Origin of the sequence: Microvirga pudoricolor, from assembly GCF_016892705.1 — a bacterium.
Lineage (GTDB): Bacteria > Pseudomonadota > Alphaproteobacteria > Rhizobiales > Beijerinckiaceae > Microvirga > Microvirga pudoricolor.
Genome location: NZ_JAFEMB010000007.1, coordinates 1 through 25,288 on the forward strand (window position 1 = coordinate 1; position 25,288 = coordinate 25,288).

Here is a 25,288-nt window from a genome sequence, read left to right on the forward strand (position 1 = left end):
GTCATCCATGACGCCCACGGCCAGGCCGATGTCGAAATCCACGCAAGGCCCGCAATGCGAAGCGAACTCGGAGTTCGCGTCCCGGATCGCCCAGAACGCGCGCGAATCCGCGACGGATTGTGCCACGACTCCATCGGCCAACAATCCAGCCTCCGCCTGACGCTCCAGCCAGGACCCGAAGCGCTCTGGATCGGCGACGGCGTCCGACCCCTGCGCCTCGATGAGAATGTAGGCGGCGTGAGATCCAGAGGAGTGGGATCCCGCAAAGGGATCGCGCAGGCCAGCCACGCGTTGCGTCGCCATGGCCCAGTAACCCGGCCACATCACCTCGAACGCGGATAGCAGGGGCTCGAGGCCGGAACGCGCGGCTGCCAAAAGCTTGATCGCCTGTCGATAATCATCCACGGCGCAAAGCGCCAGCATCGTGCAGGCGGGTTTGGGAAACAGCCGAAGGACGGCGCGGGTGACGACGCCGAGAGTGCCCTCGCTGCCGATGAGCATCTGCTTCAGGTCGTAGCCCGCATTGTTCTTGAGCATCTTGTTCAGGCTCGTCATGATCGAACCGTCGGGCAGAACGGCTTCGAGGCCCAGCACCATATCGCGGGTCATACCGTAACGGATCACTCGGACGCCGCCCGCGTTGGTGGCGATGTTGCCCCCGATGGTGCAGGACCCGCGTGAGCCGAGATCGACGGGATAGAAGAGTCCTGCGTCGTCGGCGGCCTTCTGGACCGTCTCCAAAGGCGTGCCGGCCCCCACGATCATCGTCGCGGCGGCCGGGTCGATCTCCTCGACGCCGGTCAGCCGTTCGGTCGAGAGCGCGATTGCGCCCACATCCGGGAGGGCGCCTCCGCAGAGGCCTGTCAGGCCGCCCTGCGGCACGACCGGGATCCCATGGGTCAGCGCCACCCGAATCACGTCCGCGACTTCGGCCGCGCCGCTGGGACGCACGAAGAGCCAAGGCCGCGCCGGCGGGAGGTTGCTCATGTCTTGAAGGCAGCGGGACGGGATATCGGATCCCATCATGACAGCGTGAGGGCCCAGGTTCTTCAAGAGAACGGACGCGGCCTGTTCGAGCTGATGAGAAGGGGTTTCCATGATCGTTGCCGGATCACCGGCCTCAAGTGGCTGACAGGGCCAGGAAGCACGGGTGAGACGCAAAGAAAAGGCCCGGTGTTTCCACCGGGCCTCTCGTCGATCGCTTTCGCGAAAGATCTTAGTAGGTGCCGAACTTGAAGTTCAGGCCGGCGCGAACCACACCGAACTCGGCGTTGTTGCTGTCGGCATAAAGGCCGGTCCAGTTGTTCTTCGTGTCGAGGTTCACGTACAGACCTTCGATCTTGGCGGTCAGGTTGTTCGTGAACGCGTACTCGACACCACCGCCGAGCACCCAGCCCGTGTTGCTGTCGTCGCTGCCGCCGTAATAGTAGGCGACGCCCGGAGCGTAGAGCGAGGAGCTGCCCTGAGCGATATCGCCGTAAGCGAAACCGCCGGTCACGTAGATGAGGGCGCGATCGAAGGCGACACCGGCGCGGGCACGGACCGTACCGAAGTAACCGTCCGAATCCTTGTTGCCGTAGTAGTAGCCGGCGAAGTAGTTGTTGGCCTTGCCGCCGATGTCGGCGTACTGCAGGTCAGCCTCGACACCGATCACGAACGAACCGACCTGGTAGTTGTAGCCGATCTGACCACCGCCGACGAAGCCGCCGTCGTTGTCGCTGTTGTTGCCGTAGATGCCGAACGACGGGTCGAAGTAGTTGTTGTTGTCGTTGTTGTTCCAGCCGTAGCCTGCGTTCACGCCGACGTAAAAGCCGGTCCAGGTGAAGACCGGAACCACGGCGATCACCGGAGCCGGAGCGGCGCGGGACGGAAGGTCAGCAGCCTGAGCGGACGAAGCTGCGATCGCGACGGCTGCGGCGCCGGCCAGCAAGCTCTGAAGAAGAATGCGCATGAACGTTTCCCTTGTGTTCAATGGAAGCTCTACTTTATCTCAGCTTTCGTCAAAGTTGTATTGCAATTTGGCCACATAGCTGCCCAATTCTTAACGCGCAATACTGTTCATGTATTATAGTTATGTTACGTATTTACCATTCTGAAATGTCTGCTGCCCACGGGGATTTGACGAACGGCATTCATTGTGCGTTAATCTGTGTGCACATTTCAGGCGGTCGCTTCGAATGAGCACCTAGAGAGAGACCTCGCCCTGTCGACTCGTTCGACAGGGCATTTTCTTTTTGGTCCCCTCGTCGTCCTTATCCCCAAGCTGTGCCCCGGAGCCAATGGCCCACGGGGACAGGTCGACCATCTGTGATCGGAACAGTCCCGGCACGAAGGCATTGCCCTTACAAGAAACCTTCGTGAGCCCGGGCCGATCGATGCTGAGCGTCGCGGCCCATGCGTTGGTTAAGGGCAAGGCGCCGGAACTCCAGGTCACGGCGACGCAGAGGAGATCGGACATGGCTCTGACAGGTCGATTCAACCTCCGGAAAACATTTACCGGGTCCATCGTGCTGCAGGTCGAAGAGGAGGTGAGGGGCTTCTGGGGCCTTTTCTCCAGCAAGCCGACCCTGCGCCGTCGTTGGCGGGATGCCGGCGTCATGGACTTGGCCGCCCCAGAACTGCGTGCGCTCGTGGATCTGCGCTTCCGTCCCCGTTTCATGCCGCAAGCTTACGAGCAGTCTGCGCAGGACTGGCCCAAGGCCTCCCGGCAGCTCGAGGCGGTACCGGCTCGGACGCTCCATTACGAGACCTACGCGGACGATCCTCGTCAGGTCACGACGCATTGATAGGCCCGACAGGGTGGTGGAGCAGGCCGGTCCGACGTTGACCGGCCCATGCCTTCAGACCACCCAAAAATCCTTATGGGTCAACTTGAGGTTCTTGGACAGGATCGCGACCTGTTTGGCCTGCGCGCTGCCGCTCCCGTCGGGATCGTAGAACAGCCCGCCGGACTTCTTGTCGTAGATGACGCGATCCGCTTTGTCGCGCGCTTCCGGACCCATATGAAAGGCCGCCTTCTTCAACGCTCCGGCCGCGCCGAGCTTCGTGAAGATCCGCTTGTCGAGATGGATCGTATCGTCCAGGACGCTGAAGTCCTTGATCGTGTCGATATTCGAGGCGGAGGGCTTGGTGTTGAACACGAACGTATCCTGGCCGCCGCCGCCGAAGAGAATGTCCTTCCCACCATTGCCCACGATGTAGTCGTTGCCGGCATTCCCGCGGAGCGTGTCGTTTCCGCCCAGACCCTGAATGATCTCGCTGAAGGCGCTGCCGACCAGAACGTCCTTGCGAGGGCTCCCCTTCAGAATCCGGGCACCGAGAGCTGCCTCGGCGAGCGGGACCGACTGGCTGCCGAAGACGAAGGTTTGATCGGAGAACTGGGCCACGTTGATGTCGATGAGGCGATCGGAGCCGTCGCGAGCCAGGTTGTGGTCGGTCACCTGAAAGGTCACCTCGTCGATCTGTGCGATCGTGTAGTCGCTCCGTGCCCCGGTGAAGAAGGCCGTATCCGTGCCGGAGCCGCCATTGAGCTGGTCGTCGCCCGCACCCCCGGTGAGGCTGTCGTCACCGGCTGCTCCGAACAGGGTGTCGTTCCCGCCGCCGCCGAAGAGCGCGTTGTTCGCGGCATTCCCCGTCAGCGTATCGTTGCCGATGCTGCCCTTCGCATTCTCGATCAGTGAGCGCGGGTCACCTTCGTGCTGGAGCGCGTTGAAGACGTTCCCGCGGGCGTACTGGCTCGGCCCGAGCTTGGCGAGCTGAACGGACGATAGGGTCGACCAGCCGCCCGGTGACAGGTCGATGGTGAGGTTCGTGCCGTAGTTGGAAAAGTCGTAGGTATCGATCCCACCCCCGTCCCAAATCGTCTGGAAAATCCGATTTGTGCCGGGAGCGCCTTGCCCCACGCCGTTCACGAAAGCTTGGCCGGTGGCTGGATCCCAGTGATAGAGCGTCGAGTCGCTCCGGGTGTCGAAATTCGCGCCGTACATCTCCTGGAGCGCCGCGATGTCCCAGATCATGAAGGTCTGGGCATAGCCATAGGCTTCGTTGGTGTAGTTGTTCGTGGACTGGCCCGCATAGGACCGGTAGGTCATGACGGACATTTCCATGGAATCGTCGGCGGCCGTCAGAGCCACGTCGGCGACGCCGCCTCCCACATGACCGTGCTTCAGGCCGAGGGCGTGGCCCAGCTCATGCACCATGGTCATGTAGGCATAGGAGCCGACGACGGACTTGCCGTAATCCTGCTGCGTTCCGAACCAAACGTCGCCTGCGGTGTAATGCGAGCCCGGGTAATAGGCGTAGGCGGTCGGGTTGGCGGCACCCGACTTGGCGATGCGGATGTCGGCTCCGCCCATGCCCGCATCGACGATGGAGGCGCCCGTCACGCCCTCGAAGGATGTCAGTGCCATCATTGGCCCGCCGGCGTAGGGGCTGACGCCTTCGAGGATATAGCGTGCGGCCTGCATCTGCGCGAAGGTGACGGATCCGAAGCCGGTCGCGTTCGCTTCCATGTACTTGCTCTCGTAGTCCGAGCGAGCGTCAGGAAAGCTGTAGCTGATGGTGCCTGACCAGCGATAACCGCTCAACAGGGCGTCGATGTTGCGGATTCCCGTGGCACCCACGGTCGAGCCGCTCGCCGCCATGGGCGCCGTCTGCGTCGTGGCCGCGGTGCCGGAGGCATGATCGAACGAGGCCCAGGACGCGACGGTTCCCTGGGCTGCGCAAGCGTAGCACATCTGTCTGGTTCTTCGGGTTGCTCAAAGCGCACCTATGGCCGCAACCATAAGGCGTTTTGATGGCATGAAATCTCGCCAATCAGGATTTGCGACTTATCGAAAGTTAATAAATCCTAAATGAAGCGCTTAAGCTACTGTTATGAAGTTTCAACACGCAAATTTAGTAAATGTGAACTCTCTTAATATACAGGTTTTTGCATTCTCTCTACGGAAAGCTCGCAGCAGTTGATCAATGAATACTTCTGATTTCATCGGTCGTTATACATTATAGCTTATAGGACGATATTCAGACACTCGATTTAACGTAATTTGTTTTAATGTAACGACTGTCTCCGTTGTGGAGGACGCAAGGTTAGTAAAGTGTATCGAATCACTTGCCGGCTCCAGCTGGCCATCTTGGCGACGCTGAGCTGCCGTTCCACGGGGTTATACTGCCGAAATTCGGAACGAACGAAGCATTGCCGTGTTGTTGAGGCAGTCTATCACCACCGAGGACCTGCCATGCAGCCCGTCGACAAATCCGCCAGCCAAGCTCAACCATCCTTCACGAAATCGCTCGTCGCTTTCGTCTTGTCGACCACGGGCGTGAGCGCGCTTCTGATGTTGATGCAGGCTCCCTACTGACGGTGATGGCGGCCCGTCCTCACGCGCGGGCCAGGACCATCAGGTCAAGGACGGCCCCATAGTGGCAGGAGGCCGCCAGGAGCACGAAGGCGTGCCAGATGGCGTTATGGAACCTCAGCCGCTCCCAGACGTGGAAGATCACGCCCACTGTATAGAGAACGCCGCCGGCTCCCAGCCAGGCCAGCGTGGAAATCGGCAACTCGGCGAAGATCGCTTCGTAGAACACGATGCCGCTCCAGCTGATGCCGAGATAGAACAGGATCGACAGGCGGTCGAACCGGCCGGGAAGCAGAAGTTTCAGCGCGATCCCGATCACCGATGTGGTCCAAACGCCAACCAAAAGACCGGTCGAGAGAGACGAGGTCTTCATCTGGGTCATGAAAGGCGTGTAGGTGCCGGCAATCAAAAGGTAGATTGCCGAGTGGTCGAACCGGCGCAGCAGCCATTTCACGGGGGAGACCGGCCACATGTTGTAGATGGCCGAAACTCCCAGAACCGTCACGAGGCCCGCGAGATAGACCGACACCGACACGTATTCACCCGGCGTCAGATCGATGGCGAGCACGAGGAGGAGTGCGGCGCCCGTGATGGCCAGCAGCACGCCCAGCACATGGACGATGCCATCCATCCAAAGTTCGGTGCTGTCGTAGTTCCAGTGGAACCTGGTGTGCCGCGTGTTGTCCATGCTCGTCTATCTAAACGCCCACTGCGCCTTCGCCAGCGCCATTCTGCTGTCGCTCATTGACGCGCCTGTGACGGCAAACCGGCTGCCCGCGCCGCTCACAAGCCCGCCCAGGACGCGCCGGTCCCTCGCGCTCAGCTCGGCAGGGCCACGCAGGCGCCGCCCACCAACCGAATTTTCTGGCAGAGCTGGTTGGCGGCGTTGCGGGACTCGGCGGGCACGCGCACCCGGTAAAATGTGCGTGTGCCCCGGCTTCTCAGCCGCGTCCCGATGACCATAGGTCGAACCTCGCCGAGCACGGACGCGTATCGGGCGCTCGCTCGGCCAAAGGCCGTGAGAGCCCGCGCCTTCGAGAAATTGCCCGCGAGCTGGACCCCCCATGGGGCGAAGGGCGCTTCCCCGGGACCTTCATCCGCACCCGGCCGGCGCAGGAGCGCCACGATTTGCAGGCAGGTCGTTTCGGTCGCGGCGAGCGGCGGGGGCGCGGGGGCACCCGCATCCTTGGCGTCCGCAGCCCAGTCCTCGGCGGAGCGGCCCGTGACGGCGCCGACATAGTTCCGGGTCTCGCCCGGCAGCCCGCCCCGGCCGGCCAGCCAGGATGCGACGCGGGCGGGACCCCCATTATAGGCAGCCGCAGCCAAGCCGAGGTTTCCAAACCGGACTCGCAGCTCCGCGATGAACTCGGCGGCTTTCGGGATGGCCTGCTCGGGATCGAAAGGATCGGCGAGCTGTCGTTCCTGCGCCGTGCCAGGCATGAACTGGGCGATACCTTGCGCGCCTGCCGGGCTGACGACGCCCGTTCGGAACGAACTCTCGCGCCAGATGAGCCTCGTCATGAAATCGGCCGGGATCGCGTGCCGGCGGGCCGAGCCTTCGATGAGCCTGCACAAGGCTTGCTCGACGGTTTCTGTCGCAGGCTCCGACCGCGCCTCCCCGAGGGCGGCAGCGACGCCAAGAGCAAATCCGCAGACAGCCGGACCGATGCGCATGTAACCTCCGAGTTCACAGGGTTTTCGTGCCCGATCGATCCGCCAAGCCGAACCCGCAGGCTTCCTTAGCGGAAATGCCGGCCGGCGTTGAGGGGTATCGGCAGCTCGGCATCCCTTGCAGGGGAAGGAGGCAGGCTCTACAAATCCGCCCCATGACCCTTCTCGAAAAGCTTCGCATCGAAACCCGGCCTGCGCACGACAGCATCGAGCAGGCCATGGATCTCGAGAACCGGATGACGTCCCTCAAAGCCTACCGGGCCGTCCTCGAGCGTTTCTACGGGTTCCACGCCTCCTGGGAGGACCGTGCCGCCGCGACCTTTTCGGAGCCCGATTTCTTCGAGCCCAGGCGCAAGGCCGACCTGCTCTCGAGAGACCTCCTGGCGCTGGGACTGACGGAGGGCGACATCGCGGATCTCCCCCTGTGCACTCCCCCTGTGCCCACGGGGTCCCGGTCCGAGGTTTTGGGAACCATGTACGTGATGGAAGGATCGACCCTCGGCGGGACCATCATCTCGCGCCGGATGGAAGAATTGTTCGGCCTCACGTCCGAGAACGGCTGCGCCTATTTTCGCAGCTATGGGGCTGGCGTCGGCCAGATGTGGCGCGCGTTTCGGGCTAAGCTCGAGCAGGAGGCCCATCCGGACCGGGACGACGCCGTCGTCGCGTCGGCGTCTCTCACCTTCCGGCGCATGCAGGACTGGATCTGCGGCGACGCGCCCGCAAGCGCTGCCGCCTGACGCACCGGTTCACCTGTCCGCGAAAGCGTCCGTGGCCTCGATCAGGTGATGAAGAATGCCCGGCTCCGTAAAGGCGTGGCCGGCATCGTCCACCATGACGAACCGGGCCTCCGGCCAGGCCCGATGCAGGTCCCAGGCGGTTGTGGGCGGCGTCGCCACGTCATAGCGGCCCTGGACGATCACGGCCGGGATGTCCCGGAGCTTGTGCGCGTCCCGGATGAGTTGTCCCTCCTCCATGAAACCGTTGTTCACGAAGTAGTGGTTCTCGATCCGCGCGAAGGCGATGGCGTAATGGGGATCCCCGAATTGTTCGGAGAAGGCGGCGTTGGGCAGGAGCGTGATGGTCTCGCCCTCCCACAGGCTCCAGGCCCGGGCGGCCTCGGCCTGCACGTCCGGGTCCGGGTCGATCAGGCGCTTGCGGTAGGCCGCCATCAGGTCCCCGCGTTCGGCCTCCGGGATCGGAGCCAGGAAACCCTCCCACTTCTCGGGGAAAAGCCAGGAGGCGCCCTCCTGATAGTACCAGAGGAGCTCCTTGCGCCGCAGGGTGAAGATGCCCCGCAGTACAAGTTCGCTCACCCGCTCGGGATGGGTCTGCGCGTAGGCCAGCGCCAGCGTGCTGCCCCAGGAGCCGCCGAAGACCATCCAGGCCCTGGCGCCGGACATGTCCCGCAGCCGCTCGATATCGGCCACGAGGTGCCAGGTGGTGTTGTTCTCCAGGCTGGCATGAGGCCGGGAGCGTCCGCAGCCCCGCTGATCGAACAGAAGGATCTTGTACCGGGCCGGATCGAACTGGCGCCGGTGGGCGGCCGAGCATCCGCCGCCGGGGCCGCCATGCAGGAAGACCACGGGGTTGCCGCAGAGCTCCCAATACACCTCGTGGCCGTCCCCGGTGTCGAGCCAACCGTGGTCGTAGGGTTCGATCTCGGGATAAAGCGTGCGGGGGGCCATGCAGCCGGTCTCCATGGGCGGGTTCACCGGCCCCAGGTGCGTTCCAGGACGTCGATCCAATTGTCGCAGCAGATCTTGCGGATGGCGGCCTCATCATAGCCGTGGCGGCGCATGGCTTCCACCAGGCGCGGCAGGCCCCGTACGTCGCCGATCTCCGCCGGGATCGTGGCGCCGTCGAAATCCGAGCCCAGGGCGACACCCTCGACGCCCAGGTGCTCGACGAGGTGATCCATGTGGCGGATCATGTCCTCGAGCGGCGTATGCTCCCTGCGCTGGCCGTCCGGCCGGATGAAGGAGGTGGCGAAGTTCACGCCCACCACGCCTCGGCTCTCGCGGATCGCCGCAAGCTGCCGGTCGGTCAGGTTGCGGGAGTGGTTGCACAGCGCGTAGGCGTTGGAATGGGTAGCCACCAGAGGCGCGTCGGAGAGCTTCGCCACGTCCCAGAACCCCTTCTCGTTGAGGTGGGACAGGTCGATCATCACCTTGAGCCGGTTGCAGGCCTTGACGAGCGCCCGCCCGCGCTCCGTCAGGCCGGGTCCCGTGTCGGGCGTCGAGGGATAGCGGAACGGAACCCCGTGGCCGAAAATGTTGGGGCGGCTCCAGACGGGTCCGATCGATCGCAGGCCGCTCTCGTAGAGAACGTCGAGGAAATAGAGGTCCGGATCGATGGCTTCGGCGCCCTCGATGTGCAGGATCGTGGCGAGCTTGCCGCTGTCGATGCACTGCCGGATGTCGGCCGCGCTGCGGCACACCACGACCTCGCCCCCCGAGGCCCGCTCGATGCGGAAGAGGAGCGAGGCCATGCGCAGGGTGATCTGCTGGCTCGGCGCCAGTTCCAGGGGCTTCGGCAGCGGCACGTCGTATTCCGGCTTCGTCATCAGGTCGTCCACGTCGACCCCGAGGTCCGGCGACGGGCAATAGACCGCGAAGAACCCACCCACGAAGCCGCCCTGCTTCATCCGGGGGAGATCGAGATGCCCGATATTGTCGCCCTCCAGGAAGGCGCGCTCGGGCTCGGCCTTGCCGTGGATCAGGCGGAACAGGACGTCGTTATGGCCGTCGAAGACGGGAATCAGGGGCGAGGAGGGCATGGAACCGATCGAGTCGTGAAGGAGGGGTGTCAGGATGCCAGGGGCGCCCCGGCTTGAGGAGTGCGTCTGGTGAAACCCTGGCTCGCTTCGACGAGGGAGCGGGTGTAGTCGCTCTCGACCCGGTTGGCCCGCAAGGTCTCCGAGGAGGTTTCCTCGACGGCTTCTCCGTGGCGCATCACCAGCAGCCGGTCGCAGAGATGGGCCACCACGGCGAGGTCGTGGCTCACGAGGATGTAGGTCAGCCCCAGATTGCGGCGCAGGTCGTCCAGCAGGTTCAGGATTTCGGCCTGAACGGACGCGTCGAGGGCAGACGTCGGCTCGTCCAGCAGCAGCACCTTCGGGCGCAGGATCAGCGCGCGCGCGATGGCGATGCGCTGGCGCTGGCCGCCGGAGAGCTGGTGCGGGTAGCGGAACCGGAAGGAGGGGCCGAGACCGACCTCCCGCAGGGCCTGGAGGATCCGCGCCTCCGCGTCCCGCTCCCCGTGGATCGCCAGGGGCTCGGACAGGGTTCGGTCCACCGTATGGCGCGGATGCAGGGAGGCATAGGGGTCCTGGAAGACCATCTGGACCGTGCGGTAGAAGGCCTTGCTACGTGGGGACGGAACCTCTCGCCCATCCACCATGATGCGTCCGGCCGAGACCGGCGCGAGGCCGCAGATGGCCCGCAGCACCGTGGACTTGCCGGAACCCGACTCGCCCACGAGGCCGTAGACCGAGCCGGGCTCGACCTGGAAACTCACATCCTTCACCGCATCGACCTGCATGCGTCCGGTCCCGTAGGTGACGCGTAAGGAGCGGATATCGAGCATGGGATCGCGTGCCATCACAGGGCCCAAGCCGGATCGCGGTTGAGGGTGGGGAGGGGACGGACGTCGTCCTTGAGGGTGGGCAGGCAGCGCATGAGGCCTTGCGTGTAGGGATGCCGCGCGTCGCGCAGGTTCCGGGCCTCGATCTCCTCGACCACGCGGCCCGCATACATCACGAGCACCCGGTCGCAGAAGGACGAGACGAGCTTCAGGTCGTGGGAGATGAAGATCAGACCCATGCCGCGCTCCGAGACGAGCTCGTCGAGGATTCGCAGGATCTCCATGGACACCGTCACGTCGAGGGCCGAGGTCGGCTCGTCCGCGATGAGCAGGTCGGGCTCGGTCACCAACATCATGGCGATCATGGCGCGCTGGCCCATGCCGCCGGAGACCTCGTGCGGGTAGAGGGCGAAGACGCGGCCCGGATCGCGCATCTTCACGGCCTCCAGCATGGCGAGCGCCCGGTCGCGGGCCTCGCCTTTGCCGGCTTTCTTGTGTGCCTGATACGCCTCGATAATCTGCTCTCCGATGGGCATGACCGGGTTCAGGGAATACTTCGGGTCCTGCATGACCATGCTGATGCGCCCGCCCCGGAGGGCCCGCAGGGTGCGGCGGGATGCGGTGAGCAGGTCGATCCCGTCGAAGGCGAGACGCCTGGCCTCGACCTCGCCGGGCGGTGGGGTGAGCCCCAGGATCGCACGGCCGGTCTGGGATTTGCCCGAGCCCGATTCGCCCACGATGCCGAGGCGCTCCCGGCCCAGCTTGAAGGTGACGCCCCGGACCGCCTCGACGGTGCCGGTGCGCAGGTGGAAGCGGACCCGCAGGTCCTCGACGTCGAGAAGGGGAGCCGTCATTTCGCAGCCTTGGGATCGAGCACATCGCGCAGGCCGTCGCCCAGGAGGTTGAAGCCCAGGCTGACCACGAAGATGGCGAGGCCCGGCATCGCCGCCACCCACCATTGATCGATGAGGTAGTTGCGGCCCGTGGCCACCATGGCGCCCCATTCCGGCATGGGCGGCTGAGCGCCCAACCCCAGGAAGCCCAGGCCGGCGGCCGTCAGGATGATGCCCGCCATGTCCAGCGTCACCCGCACGATGAGGGACGACATGCACAGCGGCACCACATGCCCTAAGATGATCCGGGGCGTGGACGCGCCCTGGAGCTTCACGGCGGCGATGAAGTCGCTGTTGCGGATCGTCAGCGTCTCGGCCCGGGCGATGCGCGCGTAAGGCGGCCAGGACGTGATCGCGATGGCGATGATGGCGTTCTCGATGCCGGGTCCGAGCGCCGCCACGAAGGCCAGCGCCAGCACGAGGCGCGGGAAGGCCAGGAAGATGTCGGTGATGCGCATGAGCACCGTATCGACCCAGCCGCCCATGTAGCCCGCGACCGTGCCGAAGAGCAGCCCGATGGGCGTGGCGATGACCGCCACCAGCATCACCACCATGAGGGTGATGCGCGAGCCGTAGATCACGCGGGAGAAGATGTCCCGCGCCTGATCGTCGGTGCCGAACCAGTGAAGCGCGCTCGGGGGCAGAAGGCGCTCGGTGCGCAGGTCTCCGCCCGCGATGGGCGAATACGGCGCGATCACGTCGGCGAAGAGCGCCACGAAGACCAGGAGCAGGATCACCGCGAGGCCGATCACCGCCAGGGGATTGCGGCTGAAGGTGCGCCAGCCGAGATAGCCGCGACCGAGGCGGGCCTGCCAGCGGGACGACGGCTCCGAGGACAGGAGCCAGGCCCGCATGCCGACAGGCGCGGCGGTCGGGATCGGCGGAAGGGGAGGGGAACCGGCCATCAGCGCGTCCTCGGATCGAGCAGGCGGTAGAGCAGATCGGACACGAGGTTGAGCAGCACGAAGACCGCGCCGATCACCAGCGTGCCGCCGAGAACGGCGTTCATGTCGGCATTCTGGAGCGAGTTGGTGATGTACTGGCCCAGGCCCGGCCAGGCGAAGACGGTTTCCGTCAGCACCGAGCCCTCCAGCAGGTTGGCGTAGGACAGGGCGATAACGGTGATGAGCGGCACGGCGGCGTTGCGCAGCGCATGACGCCAGATCACGCGGGTCTCCGACAAGCCCTTCACCCGCGCGGCGATCACGTATTCCTGCGCCAACTCATTCAGCATGAACGAGCGCGTCATGCGGCTGATATACGCGAGCGAGAAATAGCCCAGCAGGCAGGCGGGCAGCAGCACGTGCGAGACCGCGTCCCAGAACGCATCCCACTGGCCCTGCATGGCCGTGTCGAGGAGCACGATGCCGGTCACGGGCGTGTAGAGGTAGGAATAGGTGACGTCGATGCGCCCCGGTCCCGCCACCCATCCGAGCTTGGCGTAGAAAAGCAGCAGGCCCATGAGGCCGAGCCAGAAGATCGGCACGGAATAGCCCACGAGGCCGAGCAGGCGCACGATCTGGTCGACGATGCTGCCTCGCTTCACGGCGGCGAGCACCCCGAGCGGAATGCCGATGATCGTGCCGATGAGCGTGCCGAGGGTCGCCAGTTCCAGGGTGGCCGGGAACACGTTGATGATATCGGTCATCACCGGGTTGGTGGTCAGAACCGAATTGCCGAAATCGCCCGTGGCGGCCTTCTTCACGTAGATGGCGAATTGCTCGATGAGCGGCCGGTCGAGGCCCATCTCCTGCCGCACGCGCTCGTAGACATGAGCCGGCGCCCGGTCGCCCACGATGGCCAGGACGGGGTCGATGGGAACGACGCGGCCGATGAAGAACGTGACGGCGACGAGGCCGAGCAGGGTCGTTGCCAGGACGATGACGAATTGCGCGAGGCGCTTAAGGAAGAAGCGGAGGGCAAGACCATGCCCTCCGCCTCCCTGCAAGGTTGCCGATGCCATCGAGGCTTAGTTCTTCTTCGCCTGCGTCACGTCGTTGTCGCTGAACGACGGTCCAAGAATGAAGTTCTCGACATTCTTGCGCACGGCCGCGACTTCGGTCTGCTGGAGGAAGATCACGAACGGGCCGTCGTCGAGTACCGACTTCTGCAGTTCTTTGTACATCTGGGCCCGCTTCTCGGCGTCACGCTCCATCACGGCGGCGCGAGTCTTGGCGGTCAGGGCACCCGGATCCCAGGCGTTGCGCCAGGCAAGCGGCTTGGCCTTCGCGTTGTCCGTGTTGTCGTCGTTCGCCGCGAAGGTGTCGGCGTTGGAGTTCGGGTCCTGATAATCCGAGCCCCAGTTGCCGATATAGATGTCGTGCTGGCGGGCGCGGTACTTGGTCAGGGCCTGCTTGCTGTCCATCGGCAGGATCTCGAGCTTGATGCCCGCTTGCGCGAAGGTCGCCTGCATAGCCTGGGCGATGCCCGTGATCTCGGCAGTGGAGCGGGTGTCCATCGTGACCGAGAAGCCGTCCTTCAGGCCCGCCTTGGCCAGCAGTTCCTTCGCCTTGGCGACGTCGAGCTTGTAGGGGTTGTTGGTCTCGGCGCCCAGGAAGCCCTTGGGCAGGAAGTTCTGGTGCACGTCGCCCTTGCTCTTCATGATCGTGTCGGCGATCGCGGCGTAGTCGACCAAGTATTTCAGGGCGAGGCGAACCTCGGGCTTGGCCAGGTTCGGGTTCTTCTGGTTCAAGCCGAGATAGTAGACGGTGCCCTTCGGGCCGCTCTCGATCTTGATGTTCGGGTCCTTGGAGACCGCCGCGATTTCCTCAGGATTCAGGTTGCGGGCCACGTCCACGTCGCCCTTCTCGAGGAGCAGGCGCTGGCTGGCCGTCTCCTTGATGTGGCGGAAGATCACGCGGGCGAGCGGGGTCTTGTTCTCATAGTTCGGGTTGCGCTCCAGAACCAGGACCTCGTTGGCCTTCCAGTCGCGCATGATGTAGGGGCCCGAGCCCGCATACTTGGTCTTAAGCCAGTTATAGCCCCAGTCGCCGTCCTTTTCGTTCTGGGTGAGCAGCTTCTTGTCGACGATGGACGCCACCGAGTTGCCCAGGCAGTAGAGCACCAGGGTCGGAGCGTAAGGCTTGTCGACCTCGAAGGTCACCTCGAGCGGGCCGGTCTGCTTGACCTTGTCCTTCACGTTGTCCTTCGTCAGGCCGAACTGGCCCAGGATGAAGGCGGGCGACTTGTCCAGCGCCACGGCGCGGGTCAGCGAATAGACCACGTCCTCGGCCGTGATGGGATTGCCGGAGGCGAACTTGCGGTTGGGCTTGATCTTGAAGGTGAAGGTCTTGCCGTCCGGCGAGACCGTCCAGGATTCCGCGACCTGTCCGGAGATCTTCGACACATCCTTGATGTCGTAGGTGACGAGGCGCTCGTAGGTGTTGCCCATGATCTCCGAGGACGAGAACTCGAATACCTCTGCCGGGTCCAGCGAGATGATGTCGTCGCTCTGCCAGGCCTGGACCAAGGTGTCCGGAGGCGTGGCAGCCATGACGGCGGAAAACGAGGTGGCCATGGTGGCGACCATGGCGGCCGACAGAAGGAAGCGCGGTAGTGGTTTCATGGTTCAGTTCCCCTGGGGACAGTTCCCTGAGGCGCCTCATGCGCCTTTTGTGCTCATTAAGAATGCAAATCGGACGGGTTCTGTCGAGCCCTCCCACTGGATTTGAAGTGGTAAACGTTGCTCAGTGTGCCCAATGCGACGGCAGGGCGCACGGTGGCCCCGTCCGAATGTCCCCTGCGCCGGGCTTGGCCTCGGGACCGAAGATGTGGCAAAGGCTGCTGCGCCCGCCACGTCAAGCCCGGATGATCCCGTGTCCCAAGACCCGAACAAGCCCAAGGCCAACACCATGTGGGGCGGCCGGTTCTCGTCCTCGCCCAGCGCCCTGATGGAAGCCATCAACGCCTCCATCGATTTCGACAAGCGCCTGGCTTCCCAGGACATCCAAGGATCGCTCGCCCATTCCAACATGCTGGCCCAGCAGGGGATCATCGCCTCCTCGGACAGGGACGCGATCCACGAGGGCCTCCAGCGTGTCATGGCCGAGATCGAGGGCGGCGGCTTCGCCTTCTCCAAGGCCCTGGAAGATATTCACATGAACGTGGAGAGCCGCCTGCGCGAGATCGTGGGCGATCCGGCGGCCCGCCTTCACACCGCCCGCAGCCGCAACGATCAGGTCGCCGTCGACGTGCGCCTCTGGGTGCGGGACGCCCATGACCGGACGGACGAGCAGCTCACCCGCCTGATCAAAGCCCTGCTCGACAAGGCCGAGCCGCACGCCGCCACCGTGATGCCGGGCTTCACCCATCTCCAGAGCGCGCAGCCGGTGACCTTCGGTCACCATCTCCTGGCCTATGTGGAGATGTTCGGCCGCGACCGGGGCCGCATCCGGGATTCCCGCAGACGCCTCAACGAGTCGCCCCTCGGCGCCGGGGCGCTCGCGGGCACATCCTTCCCGGTCGACCGGCATATGACCGCCAAGGCCCTGGGCTTCGACGGGCCGACACGCAACTCGCTCGATTCGGTATCCGATCGGGACAGCCTGATCGAGTTCGTGTCCGCCGCATCGATCTGCGCCGTTCACCTGTCGCGGCTGGCGGAGGAGATCATCATCTGGATGTCGGCCCCGTTCGGATTCGTGCGCCTGCCGGACCGCTGGACCACGGGCTCCAGCATGATGCCCCAGAAGCGCAACCCGGACGCCGCCGAGCTGGTGCGCGGCAAGACGGGCCGCATCTTCGGCTCGCTCATGGCTCTGCTCACCATGATGAAGGGCCTGCCGCTGACCTATTCCAAGGACATGCAGGAGGACAAGGAACAGCTCTTCGACGCCGCCGATACCATCGAGATCGTGCTGGCCGCCATGACGGGCATGATCCAGGACCTGGAGCCCGTGCCGGCGCGCATGGCGGCGGTGGCGGGCGCAGGCTTCTCCACCGCGACCGACCTGGCCGACTGGCTGGTGCGAAGCCTCGACATCCCGTTCCGGGACGCCCACCACATCACGGGCCGCATCGTGTCCGAGGCCGAGACCCGCGGTTGCGGTCTGGAGGATCTGCCCCTGGACGCCATGCAGGCCGTGGAGCCCCGCATCCATGCGGGGATCCTCGAGGTGCTGGGGGTCGAGAACTCGGTCCGGTCCCGCGTCAGCTTCGGCGGTACGGCGCCGAGCCAGGTGGTGCAGCAGATCGCCTGGTGGCGGGAGCGGGTTTGATACCTTCCACTCTCTCGACATCATCCTGAGGTGGGCTGCAACCTCCCACTGACCTCATCCTGAGGGGCCGCTTTAGCGGCCCCTCAGGATGAGGCTTCGAGACGGCCTGACGGCCTCCTCGGGATGAGGCTTCGAGACCAACCTGAGGCTCACTCAGGGTGACGCTTCGGGGCGGCCGCTGTGGCCCCAGGGTCAGGCCAATCGAGCGAAACGCTTTTGTTTCAGCGGTTTGTGCCTCGTCTTCACAGCCTCTCGACCGTGGCCTTGATAGGGCCCGCACCAACCTCCATATTGTTCTCAACGGCCCTCAAAGGCCGCCTGAGTGCCGCAAGAGCGGGCTCAAACCCAACCGAAGTGCCTCTAACCTTGGGCTTCGAACATGTCGCGTCAGTCGCCCTTCGGGCACCCGTTTCTTCTGGGCTTCGACGAGATCGAGCAGGCACTCGACCGCGTCGCCAAAGCCACGAGCGACGGTTATCCGCCCTACAACATCGAGCGGCTGGCTCGTGCGAACAACGTCCCAGAGCGTCTTCGCATCACCCTGGCGGTTGCCGGATTCACCCGGGAGCAGCTGGAGGTGACGCTGGAGGAGAACCAATTGGTGATCCGTGGACGCCAAGTCGATGACAAGACCCGGCACTTCCTGCATCGCGGCATCGCCGCCCGTCAGTTTCAGCGCGCATTCCTCCTTGCCGACGGCATGGAGGTACTGGGCGCCGATCTGTCCAATGGCCTTCTGTCCATCGACCTCGCCCGCCCGGAGGCGGAGCGGATCGTGCGGAAGATCTCTATTGCGACAACCGACGACGCGTAACGATCCGCCTGAGGAGGTTCTTATGAACGATACCCTGCACACCTTCGACAAGGCCGATCTCGCGGCGCTCGGCGAGGGCCGGATGGCCTACGTCAAGGCGATGAGCTCGGACGATATCGCCCGCCTGTACCCGCAGGCGCCAGACATCCAGCCCGGCCTTCAGCTCTTCGCGCTCCTGTCGGCCAGCGGCTCGCCGATCCTGCTCACGGATACCCGTGACGCCGCCGTGGCCAATGCCTGGGCCCACGACCTCCAGACGGTCAGCCTTCACTAGCCTGTCAGGCGATCCCCTCGACGGCGGCGATCAGCTTCTCCAGGTCTTCGGGCCTGGATAGGCGGTGGTCGCCGTCATTGATCAGCGTGAGGGAGACGCTGTCCCCCGGCAGGTGCTCCACGAGCTTGAGGGCGTGCTGCCAGGGCACGTCCGGGTCTTCCATCCCCTGCAGGATATGAACCGGGCAGCCCGTGCGGATCGGCGATCCGAACAAGAGGTGCCGGCGCCCGTCCTCGATCAGCCCTCGGGTGATGATGTACGGATCGTCCGAATAGGCCGAGGGCCGGCGATAGGCGCCGGTCTCCAGCACCATTTGCCGGATGTCGTCCGGAAACCGGTCCCACATCAGGCGCTCGGTGAAATCCGTCGCGGGCGCGATGAGCACGAGACCGACGGGCGCGCGATCGGGACTGGACTTCAGCAGCTCCCGGATCGCCAGGAGCGCGATCCAGCCCCCCATGGACGACCCGACCAGGACCGGCGGCTCCGGTACATGGTTCACGAGCACCGCGAGCGCATCCTCCAGCCACCGGGAGATCGTGCCATCCTCGAAAGGTCCCTCCGATTCGCCATGGCCGCTATAGTCGAAGCGGATGAAGGCCCGGCCCGTGCGTTCGGCCCAATCGTCGAGGATCGCGGCCTTGGTGGAGCGCATGTCGGATTTGAAGCCGCCGAGCCATACCACGGGCGGACCCTTGCCGGCCCGGGCCAGAACGGCGATACGGCGCATGTCGGGACCATGGCCGACGGAGATGATCTGCGGCATGGTTAACTCATCCTCAACTGCTTTGAATGCAAGGTTTTACCGTGTGATTCTGTTCAAAGGGCTCTTACACCGGTGAGTTTCGCATCGCGACCCGGCGGGGCGGCATTCCCGACCTCGCATTACCACCCGCTGGCGGGCCGGACCATCCTCCAGATCATCCCGGAGCTGGAAGCCGGGGGCGCGGAGCGGACCGCCGTGGACGTGGCCGAAGGTTTGACGGAGGCAGGGGCGCGGGCGCTCGTGGCCACCGAGGGCGGGCGTCTCGTGGGTGAGCTCCAAGCCAAGGGTGGCGTGTGGGTGCCATTCCCGGCCGCCACCAAGAATCCGTTCTCGATGGCTCTCAACGTCCGCCGCCTCGCACGGATCTGCCACAAGGAGAAGGTGGAGCTGGTGCATGCCCGCTCGCGGGCTCCGGCCTGGGTGGGGCTCGGCGCGGCGCGGGCCCTCAACCTGCCTTTTGTCACCACCTATCACGGCAGCTATTCGGGCCGGTCCTCCGTGAAGGTGCTCTACAATTCCGTGATGGCCCGGGGCGACGCCATCATCGCCAATTCCCATTACACGGCGGACCTGATCCGGTCCCTCTATCCCCAGTCCGCCGACCGGATCCGGGTGATCCACCGGGGCACGGACTTCATGCAGTTCTCGCCCGGCGCCGTCACGGCCGAGCGGGTCGAGGCCCTGCGCAAGGCCTGGGGCGTCTCGCCCTATGAGCGGGTGGTTCTGCTAGCGGCCCGGCTGACGGGCTGGAAGGGCCAGAAGGTGCTGATCGAGGCGGCGGCCAAGCTGCGCGATGGCGGCTTGAGCGATGTGGCCTTCGTGCTGGCCGGAGACGCCCAGGGTCGCGACTCCTACGTCAAGGAGCTCGACGCCCTGATCGGCGCCCGCAAGCTCCAGGGGATGGTCCACCGGGTCGGCCACTGCACCGACATGCCGGCGGCGTTCCTGGCCGCATCCGTCGTCACGGTCCCGTCCACGGAGCCGGAGGCCTTCGGGCGCTCGGCGGTCGAGGCGCAGGCCATGGGCACGCCCGTGGTGGTGTCGGATCTGGGGGCCGTGCCGGAGACGGTGCTGTCGCCGCCCACCGTCCCGCCTCAGGAGCGCACGGGCTGGCGCATCCCGCCCGGTGATGCCGATGCCCTGGCCGAGTCCATCGGCGAGGCCCTGTCCCTGGGCGCCACGGCCAAAGCGGGTTTGAGCGCCCGCGCCAGGGCCCATGTGGAGCGCCACTTTTCCCTTGAGCGCATGGTGGGAAGCACGCTGGATGTCTATTCCGCCCTTCTGGAGGGCCGTTTTGCGCGCGGAACGAGTTGACTTCCGGTGCATTTGAGCGAAATGTGAGATTATTCGCGGCATCGGTACATCGATTCAGCCGAGGGCTTAAGACGCCCTTCGGAGACGCCCGGTCCGCACAACAGGAGAACTGAACCATTCGCAGGCCAATGAGAGCTATGCCGGTCCCGCAGAAAGACGGGCCCCGCGCCAACCGAGATATTCGCGGTGTCCGCGAAGTGCAGTTGATCGACGATACGGGCCAGAACCGCGGGGTTGTGGCCTTTCCGGACGCACTTCGAATCGCCGAAGAGGCTGGGCTTGATCTCGTGGAGATCGCCCCCAATTCGACGCCGCCGGTCTGTAAGATCCTCGATTACGGAAAATATCGCTTCCTTGAGCAGAAAAAGGCCGCCGAGGCCCGCAAGAAGCAGAAAACCGTCGAGGTCAAGGAAATCAAGCTTCGGCCCGGCATCGACGATCATGACTATGACGTCAAGATGAAGGCTATGAAGAGCTTCTTCGAGGAAGGTAACAAGGTGAAGATCACCTTGCGCTTCCGCGGCCGCGAGATGGCACACCAGGGCCTGGGTCTCAAGGTGCTCGACCGGGTGAAGGCCGATGTGGGCGATATCGCCAAGGTCGAGATGGAGCCGAACTTCGAGGGCCGTCAGGTCGTCATGGTCCTGGCGCCGCGCTGAGCCGTTCCCGAGATCGACGTTTTCAATGGCCGTCCGGATCTTCCGGCGGCCATTGCCTTTTCGGGCGCCTTCTGCCATAAGCCGCCCTTCATCGAACCGCCCGGCTGATCAAGGGCTGCCGTGGCGGTTCGTTTTTGCTCACAGCAGCAATGAATGAAGCCACGGGGCGGTCCGCCGCCACGAGGCTTGTCCAATAGGAGAGCCAAATGCCCAAGCTGAAGACGAAATCGGGCGCGAAGAAGCGCTTCAAGATCACTGGCACCGGCAAGGTCGTTTACGCCCAAGCCGGCAAGCGCCACGGGATGATCAAGCGGACCAACAAGCAGATCCGCAACCTGCGCGGCACCACGACCATGTTCGAGGGCGACGCGTACAACGTGAAGAAGTACTTCCTGCCCAACGGCTAAGGCAGTCTTTTTCCCAAATCCCGGATTTTGAAGGAGTTTTTCCATGGCCCGCGTCAAACGGGGCGTTACGTCCCACGCCAAGCACAAGAAGGTTCTGAAGGCCGCCAAGGGTTTCTACGGCCGCCGCAAGAACACCATCCGCATCGCCAAGCAGGCGGTCGAGAAGAGCATGCAATATGCTTATCGCGACCGTAAGAACAAGAAGCGCACCTTCCGCGCTCTCTGGATCCAGCGCCTCAACGCCGCTGTCCGCGAGCACGGCTTGACCTATTCCCGATTTATCGATGGTCTCGGCAAGGCTGGGATCGAGGTCGATCGCAAGGTTCTGTCCGAGATGGCCATCCACGAGCCGGCGGCCTTCGCCGCTTACGTGGAGCGCGCCAAGGCTTCGCTGCCGCAGCAGCAGGCCGCTTAAGGACACCTTAGGATCCGGCGCGGCTGGGCAACCGCCGCGCCGCCATTTCCCCTTCTCCGAGACCCCTCCGCGCCGGCAGCCTTGGGCTGCCCCCGATTTCGCGGCTCGGACGACTTGACGGTTCCGGCGCCGCGCTTCACTCAAGCGCCTGCATTCTGGTACGGAACCGATGACCGATCTCTCTGAACTCGAAAACACCCTGCTCGGGCAGGTGAATGCGGCCGGCGACGAAGCCGCCCTGGAAACCGTACGCGTGTCCGCGCTCGGCAAGAAGGGCTCCGTCTCCGAGCTGCTGAAGACGCTGGGCGCCATGACGCCCGAGGAGCGCAAGGAACGCGGCCCCCTCATCAACGGCCTGCGCGACAAGGTCCAGACGGCGATCGCGGCCCGGAAGGATACCCTGGGCGAGGCCGCCCTCGACGCGCGGCTCGCCGCCGAGCGCATCGACGTCACCCTGCCGGTGCAGGAAGGTCCCGAGACCCGCGGGCGCATCCATCCCATCACCCAGGTCATCGACGAGCTGACGGCGATCTTCGCCGATATGGGGTTCTCGGTGGCCGAGGGGCCGGATATCGAGACCGACTATCTCAACTTCACGGCGCTGAACTTCCCCGTCGGCCACCCGGCCCGCGAGATGCACGACACCTTCTTCCTGGCCCCCGACGAGAAGGGCGAGCGCAAGGTGCTGCGCACCCATACGTCGCCGGTGCAGATCCGCACGATGACATCGCAAAAGCCGCCGATCCGGGTCATTATCCCGGGCCGCACGTACCGGCACGACTCCGACCAGACCCACACGCCGATGTTCCATCAGGTGGAGGGGCTCGTCATCGACAAGCAGGCCAACATCGCCCACATGAAGTGGGTGCTGGAGGAATTCTGCAAAGCCTTCTTCGAGGTCGAGCAGGTGAAAATGCGGTTCCGCCCGTCCTTTTTCCCCTTCACGGAGCCGTCCGCCGAGGTGGACATCCAGTGCTCCCGGAAGGGCGGCGAGATCCGCTTCGGCGAGGGCGACGACTGGCTCGAGATCCTGGGCTGCGGCATGGTCCACCCGAACGTCCTGCGCAATTGCGGCCTCGATCCGGACGAATACCAGGGCTTTGCCTGGGGCATGGGCATCGACCGCATCGCCATGCTGAAATACGGCATGCCGGACCTGCGCCAGTTCTTCGAGGCGGATGTGCGCTGGCTGAACCATTACGGCTTCCGGCCGCTGGATATTCCATCGCTCGTGGGCGGGCTGACGTCTTAAGCGTCATCCCGGCCGAGGCATCGCCAAAAGCCGGGGCATAAACCTGAAGCTTTCATTTTGAACACGATCCCGGATCTGGCCCTGCCAGTCCGGGATGACACTCAAGGAACAGTGTCGTGAAATTCTCCCTTTCCTGGTTGAAAGACCACCTCGACACCACGGCCTCCCTCGACGAGATCGTGGAAACGCTCACCCGCATCGGTCTCGAGGTCGAGGGCGTTGAGGACAAGGCGAAGGTGTTGGCGCCTTATTCCATCGCGTATGTGATCTCGGCCGAGCAGCACCCGAACGCCGACCGCCTGCGGGTCTGCATGGTGGATACGGGCGAAGGCGCGCCGGTTCAGGTCGTGTGCGGAGCACCCAACGCCCGCACCGGCATGAAGAGCGTATTCTCGCCGCCGGGCACCTACATTCCGGGCAAGAACATCACGCTCGGGGTCGGAACGATCCGGGGCGTCGAGAGCCGGGGCATGCTGTGCTCGGCGGCGGAGCTTGGGATCTCCGACGATCACGACGGCATCATCGACCTGCCCGAGGATGCGCCGGTGGGCCAGCCCTACGCGGCCTATGCGGGCCTCGACGATCCGGTGATCGAGATCAACCTGACGCCGAACCGGCCGGACTGCACCTCGATCCACGGCATCGCCCGCGACCTCGCGGCGGCGGGCCTCGGTACCCTGACGAAGGACGCGGTCGAGCCCGTGGCGGGGCAGGGCGCCTGCCCGGTCTCCGTGACCCTCGACATTGACGACGCCAAGCTCTGCCCGGCCTTCGCGCTGCGCCTCGTGCGCGGCGTCAGGAACGGACCTTCGCCGGAATGGCTCCAGCGCCGTCTCACGTCCATCGGGTTGCGTCCCATCAACGCCCTGGTGGACATCACCAACTACATCACCTTCGACCGGGGGCGGCCGCTCCATGTCTTCGACGCCAAGAAGGTGAAGGGCAATCTGACCGTGCGCCGGGCCAAGGAGGGCGAGGAAGTCCTGGCCCTCGATACCCGCACCTACAAGCTCGATCCGTCCGTCGTGGTGATCGCGGACGAGACCGGCGTCGAGTCGATCGGCGGCATCATGGGCGGCGAACATTCGGGCGTGGACGAGAACACGACCGAGGTGCTCATCGAAGCGGCCCTCTGGGACCCGCTCAACATCGCCCAGACCGGCCGCAAGCTCGGGATCATCACCGATGCGCGTTACCGCTTCGAGCGCGGCGTCGACCCGGCCTTCACGGGTCCAGGCCTCGACCTCGCGACCCGCATGGTCATCGACCTGTGCGGCGGCGAGGCGAGCGAGGCCCTTGTGGCCGGCGAAGTTCCTGCCGTGACCCGCAGCATCGACTTCCCGTTCGCGGAGGTGCCGCGCCTGTCTGGACTGGACGTCCAGCCCGACGAATCCCGGACGATCCTGGAAAAGCTCGGATTCGGGGTGTCCGGTTCGGGTGGCCGCGTGAGCGTCACGCCGCCGTCCTGGCGCCCGGATATCGAGGGCAAGGCGGATCTGGTCGAAGAGGTGATCCGCATCGCGGGCGTCGACCGGATCCTGCCGCAGCCCCTGCCGCGCATCGAGGCCACGGTGGCCAAGCCGATCCTGACCCCGATCCAGCGTCGCACGCGCCTGGCCAAGCGCACGCTCGCGACGCGCGGCCTCGTGGAGGCCGTCACCTGGTCCTTCGTGGCCAAGGGGGAGGCGGAGCTGTTCGGCGGGGGCGATGCCCGGCTGGCGCTCGCCAACCCCATCGCGGCGGACCTGTCCGACATGCGCCCGAGCCTGCTGCCGGGCCTGCTCAAGGCAGCGCAGCGCAATGCGGATCGCGGCTTCGGGGACGTGGCCCTGTTCGAAGTCGGCCAGACCTTCGCGTCCGACCAACCCGAGGGCCAGTCCATCAAGGCGGCAGCGGTCCGGCGGGGCACAGCGCGGGCCGAAGGCGTGGGCCGTCACTGGGACGGCGGCGCCGTCGCGGTCGATGTGTTCGACGCCAAGGCCGACGCGTTAGCGCTGCTGTCGGCGCTGGGTGTGCCCGTGGGGGGGCTCCAGGTCGTCGCCGGCGGGCCCTCCTGGCTCCATCCCGGCCGCTCCGGCACGCTCCAGTTCGGTCCAAAGAACGTGATCGGCTCTTTCGGTGAGATCCATCCGAAGATTCTCAAGGCCCTGGACCTCAAGGGGCCGCTCGTGGCCTTCGAATTGACATTGGATGCGCTCCCGCCCGCGAAGGCGAAGCCCACCAAGATGAAGCCCAAACTCACCCTGTCGGACTTCCAGCCGATCTCCCGCGACTTCGCCTTCGTGGTGGGCCGGGCCGTGGCGGCGGGCGACATCGTCAAAGCGGCGCAAGCCGCCGAGCGCGCGCTCATCGCCGGCATCGAGGTCTTCGACGTCTACGAGGGGACGGGCATCGACCCGGATAAGAAGTCCGTGGCCATCGCCGTGACCCTCCAGCCGACGGAGAAGACCCTCACGGATACGGAGATCGAGGCGGTTTCCGCGAAGATCGTCGGTGAGGTCTTGAAGAAGACCGGCGCGGTGCTGCGGGGGTAAACGCGCGAAACCCGAAGCGTCATCCCGGGCGAGCTTAGCGAGACCCGGGACCGTCATCCGGATAGGGCGCCCTTTTCTGACAACGATCCCGTATCGCGGCTTTGCCGCGTTCGGGATGACAGGCTAGAGCC

Annotated in this window: 25 protein-coding genes; 12 read left to right on the top strand and 13 right to left on the bottom strand. The window is 64.9% G+C overall.

Annotated features, from left to right (window positions below; translation table 11 throughout):
* Both ILT42_RS19255 and ILT42_RS19260 read right to left on the bottom strand, forming a co-directional pair.
* Positions 1-1,098, bottom strand: a 1,098-nt coding sequence (locus ILT42_RS19255) for an FAD-binding oxidoreductase (protein WP_204217515.1), incomplete at its 3' end; no start/stop codon positions are given.
* 118 nt (positions 1,099-1,216) lie between these two features.
* Positions 1,217-1,951, bottom strand: coding sequence for an outer membrane protein (locus ILT42_RS19260; protein ID WP_204217516.1), 735 nt, complete (start codon positions 1,949-1,951; stop codon positions 1,217-1,219).
* A gap of 505 nt (positions 1,952-2,456) precedes the next feature.
* Between ILT42_RS19260 and ILT42_RS19265 the strand changes: the two genes are divergently transcribed.
* On the top strand, positions 2,457-2,786 hold the full coding sequence (locus ILT42_RS19265) for a hypothetical protein (RefSeq protein WP_204217517.1): 330 nt from the start codon (positions 2,457-2,459) through the stop codon (positions 2,784-2,786).
* Between the two features lie 54 nt (positions 2,787-2,840).
* Here the strand turns inward: ILT42_RS19265 and ILT42_RS23120 are convergent, their stop codons facing one another.
* On the bottom strand, positions 2,841-4,736 hold the full coding sequence (locus tag ILT42_RS23120) for a M10 family metallopeptidase (RefSeq protein ID WP_204217518.1): 1,896 nt from the start codon (positions 4,734-4,736) through the stop codon (positions 2,841-2,843).
* A gap of 501 nt (positions 4,737-5,237) precedes the next feature.
* On the opposite strand from ILT42_RS23120, the gene ILT42_RS23125 reads away from it, so the two are divergent.
* The gene (locus tag ILT42_RS23125) at positions 5,238-5,360 is read left to right on the top strand and encodes a hypothetical protein (RefSeq protein WP_267874482.1); all 123 of its coding nucleotides are present in this window, start codon (positions 5,238-5,240) and stop codon (positions 5,358-5,360) included.
* Between the two features lie 19 nt (positions 5,361-5,379).
* On the opposite strand, the gene trhA is transcribed toward ILT42_RS23125, so the two are convergent.
* Both trhA and ILT42_RS19280 read right to left on the bottom strand, forming a co-directional pair.
* The gene (trhA, locus tag ILT42_RS19275; RefSeq protein ID WP_204217519.1) at positions 5,380-6,045 is read right to left on the bottom strand and encodes a PAQR family membrane homeostasis protein TrhA; all 666 of its coding nucleotides are present in this window, start codon (positions 6,043-6,045) and stop codon (positions 5,380-5,382) included.
* Between the two features lie 131 nt (positions 6,046-6,176).
* On the bottom strand, positions 6,177-7,031 hold the full coding sequence (locus tag ILT42_RS19280) for a lytic transglycosylase domain-containing protein (RefSeq protein ID WP_204217520.1): 855 nt from the start codon (positions 7,029-7,031) through the stop codon (positions 6,177-6,179).
* 152 nt (positions 7,032-7,183) lie between these two features.
* Between ILT42_RS19280 and ILT42_RS19285 the strand changes: the two genes are divergently transcribed.
* A complete protein-coding gene (locus ILT42_RS19285; RefSeq protein ID WP_204217521.1) occupies positions 7,184-7,768 on the top strand; it encodes a biliverdin-producing heme oxygenase in 585 nt (194 codons plus the stop codon).
* Between the two features lie 9 nt (positions 7,769-7,777).
* On the opposite strand, the gene pip is transcribed toward ILT42_RS19285, so the two are convergent.
* Genes pip through ILT42_RS19320 form a run of 7 tightly spaced genes read right to left on the bottom strand, consistent with a single transcriptional unit; the run spans position 7,778 to position 15,071 of the window.
* Positions 7,778-8,716: a prolyl aminopeptidase gene (gene pip / locus ILT42_RS19290; protein WP_204217522.1), complete on the bottom strand. Its 939-nt coding sequence runs from the start codon at positions 8,714-8,716 to the stop codon at positions 7,778-7,780.
* A 23-nt stretch (positions 8,717-8,739) separates the two neighbouring features.
* On the bottom strand, positions 8,740-9,807 hold the full coding sequence (locus ILT42_RS19295; RefSeq protein ID WP_204217523.1) for a dipeptidase: 1,068 nt from the start codon (positions 9,805-9,807) through the stop codon (positions 8,740-8,742).
* Between the two features lie 29 nt (positions 9,808-9,836).
* Positions 9,837-10,616, bottom strand: coding sequence for an ABC transporter ATP-binding protein (locus ILT42_RS19300; protein ID WP_229428798.1), 780 nt, complete (start codon positions 10,614-10,616; stop codon positions 9,837-9,839).
* Between the two features lie 14 nt (positions 10,617-10,630).
* Positions 10,631-11,467 carry an ABC transporter ATP-binding protein gene (locus ILT42_RS19305; protein ID WP_204217525.1) on the bottom strand — a complete coding sequence of 279 codons (837 nt, stop codon included), beginning with the start codon at positions 11,465-11,467 and terminating at the stop codon, positions 10,631-10,633.
* Positions 11,464-12,411 carry an ABC transporter permease gene (locus ILT42_RS19310; RefSeq protein WP_204217526.1) on the bottom strand — a complete coding sequence of 316 codons (948 nt, stop codon included), beginning with the start codon at positions 12,409-12,411 and terminating at the stop codon, positions 11,464-11,466. Before ILT42_RS19310 ends, ILT42_RS19305 begins: the two co-directional genes overlap by 4 nt.
* The gene (locus ILT42_RS19315) at positions 12,411-13,469 is read right to left on the bottom strand and encodes an ABC transporter permease (protein WP_204217527.1); all 1,059 of its coding nucleotides are present in this window, start codon (positions 13,467-13,469) and stop codon (positions 12,411-12,413) included. Before ILT42_RS19315 ends, ILT42_RS19310 begins: the two co-directional genes overlap by 1 nt.
* A 6-nt stretch (positions 13,470-13,475) precedes the next feature.
* Positions 13,476-15,071 (bottom strand): ABC transporter substrate-binding protein, encoded by a 1,596-nt coding sequence (locus tag ILT42_RS19320; RefSeq protein ID WP_204217528.1) that lies wholly within the window; start codon positions 15,069-15,071, stop codon positions 13,476-13,478.
* 286 nt (positions 15,072-15,357) lie between these two features.
* Between ILT42_RS19320 and argH the strand changes: the two genes are divergently transcribed.
* From argH to ILT42_RS19335, 3 genes are all read left to right on the top strand, one after another.
* On the top strand, positions 15,358-16,722 hold the full coding sequence (gene argH, locus ILT42_RS19325; protein WP_204217704.1) for an argininosuccinate lyase: 1,365 nt from the start codon (positions 15,358-15,360) through the stop codon (positions 16,720-16,722).
* Positions 16,723-17,101: 379 nt separating this feature from the next.
* Positions 17,102-17,536: an Hsp20 family protein gene (locus tag ILT42_RS19330; RefSeq protein ID WP_204217529.1), complete on the top strand. Its 435-nt coding sequence runs from the start codon at positions 17,102-17,104 to the stop codon at positions 17,534-17,536.
* A 22-nt stretch (positions 17,537-17,558) separates the two neighbouring features.
* On the top strand, positions 17,559-17,810 hold the full coding sequence (locus tag ILT42_RS19335; RefSeq protein WP_204217530.1) for a BQ00720 family protein: 252 nt from the start codon (positions 17,559-17,561) through the stop codon (positions 17,808-17,810).
* A gap of 4 nt (positions 17,811-17,814) precedes the next feature.
* Here ILT42_RS19335 and ILT42_RS19340 read toward each other — a convergent pair whose 3' ends face one another.
* Positions 17,815-18,576 carry an alpha/beta hydrolase gene (locus ILT42_RS19340; RefSeq protein ID WP_204217531.1) on the bottom strand — a complete coding sequence of 254 codons (762 nt, stop codon included), beginning with the start codon at positions 18,574-18,576 and terminating at the stop codon, positions 17,815-17,817.
* A 72-nt stretch (positions 18,577-18,648) separates the two neighbouring features.
* Between ILT42_RS19340 and ILT42_RS19345 the strand changes: the two genes are divergently transcribed.
* From ILT42_RS19345 to pheT, 6 genes are all read left to right on the top strand, one after another.
* Positions 18,649-19,890, top strand: a complete 1,242-nt coding sequence (locus ILT42_RS19345; RefSeq protein WP_204217532.1) for a glycosyltransferase family 4 protein — start codon at positions 18,649-18,651, stop codon at positions 19,888-19,890.
* Positions 19,891-20,027: 137 nt separating this feature from the next.
* Positions 20,028-20,549 (top strand): translation initiation factor IF-3, encoded by a 522-nt coding sequence (infC, locus tag ILT42_RS19350; RefSeq protein ID WP_229428787.1) that lies wholly within the window; start codon positions 20,028-20,030, stop codon positions 20,547-20,549.
* Positions 20,550-20,755: 206 nt separating this feature from the next.
* The gene (gene rpmI, locus ILT42_RS19355) at positions 20,756-20,956 is read left to right on the top strand and encodes a 50S ribosomal protein L35 (protein WP_091138934.1); all 201 of its coding nucleotides are present in this window, start codon (positions 20,756-20,758) and stop codon (positions 20,954-20,956) included.
* A gap of 43 nt (positions 20,957-20,999) precedes the next feature.
* The gene (gene rplT / locus ILT42_RS19360) at positions 21,000-21,371 is read left to right on the top strand and encodes a 50S ribosomal protein L20 (RefSeq protein ID WP_204217534.1); all 372 of its coding nucleotides are present in this window, start codon (positions 21,000-21,002) and stop codon (positions 21,369-21,371) included.
* Between the two features lie 169 nt (positions 21,372-21,540).
* Positions 21,541-22,623 carry a phenylalanine--tRNA ligase subunit alpha gene (gene pheS / locus ILT42_RS19365; protein WP_204217535.1) on the top strand — a complete coding sequence of 361 codons (1,083 nt, stop codon included), beginning with the start codon at positions 21,541-21,543 and terminating at the stop codon, positions 22,621-22,623.
* Positions 22,624-22,739: 116 nt separating this feature from the next.
* Positions 22,740-25,157 carry a phenylalanine--tRNA ligase subunit beta gene (gene pheT / locus ILT42_RS19370; RefSeq protein WP_204217536.1) on the top strand — a complete coding sequence of 806 codons (2,418 nt, stop codon included), beginning with the start codon at positions 22,740-22,742 and terminating at the stop codon, positions 25,155-25,157.
* Positions 25,158-25,288: the final 131 nt, after the last annotated feature.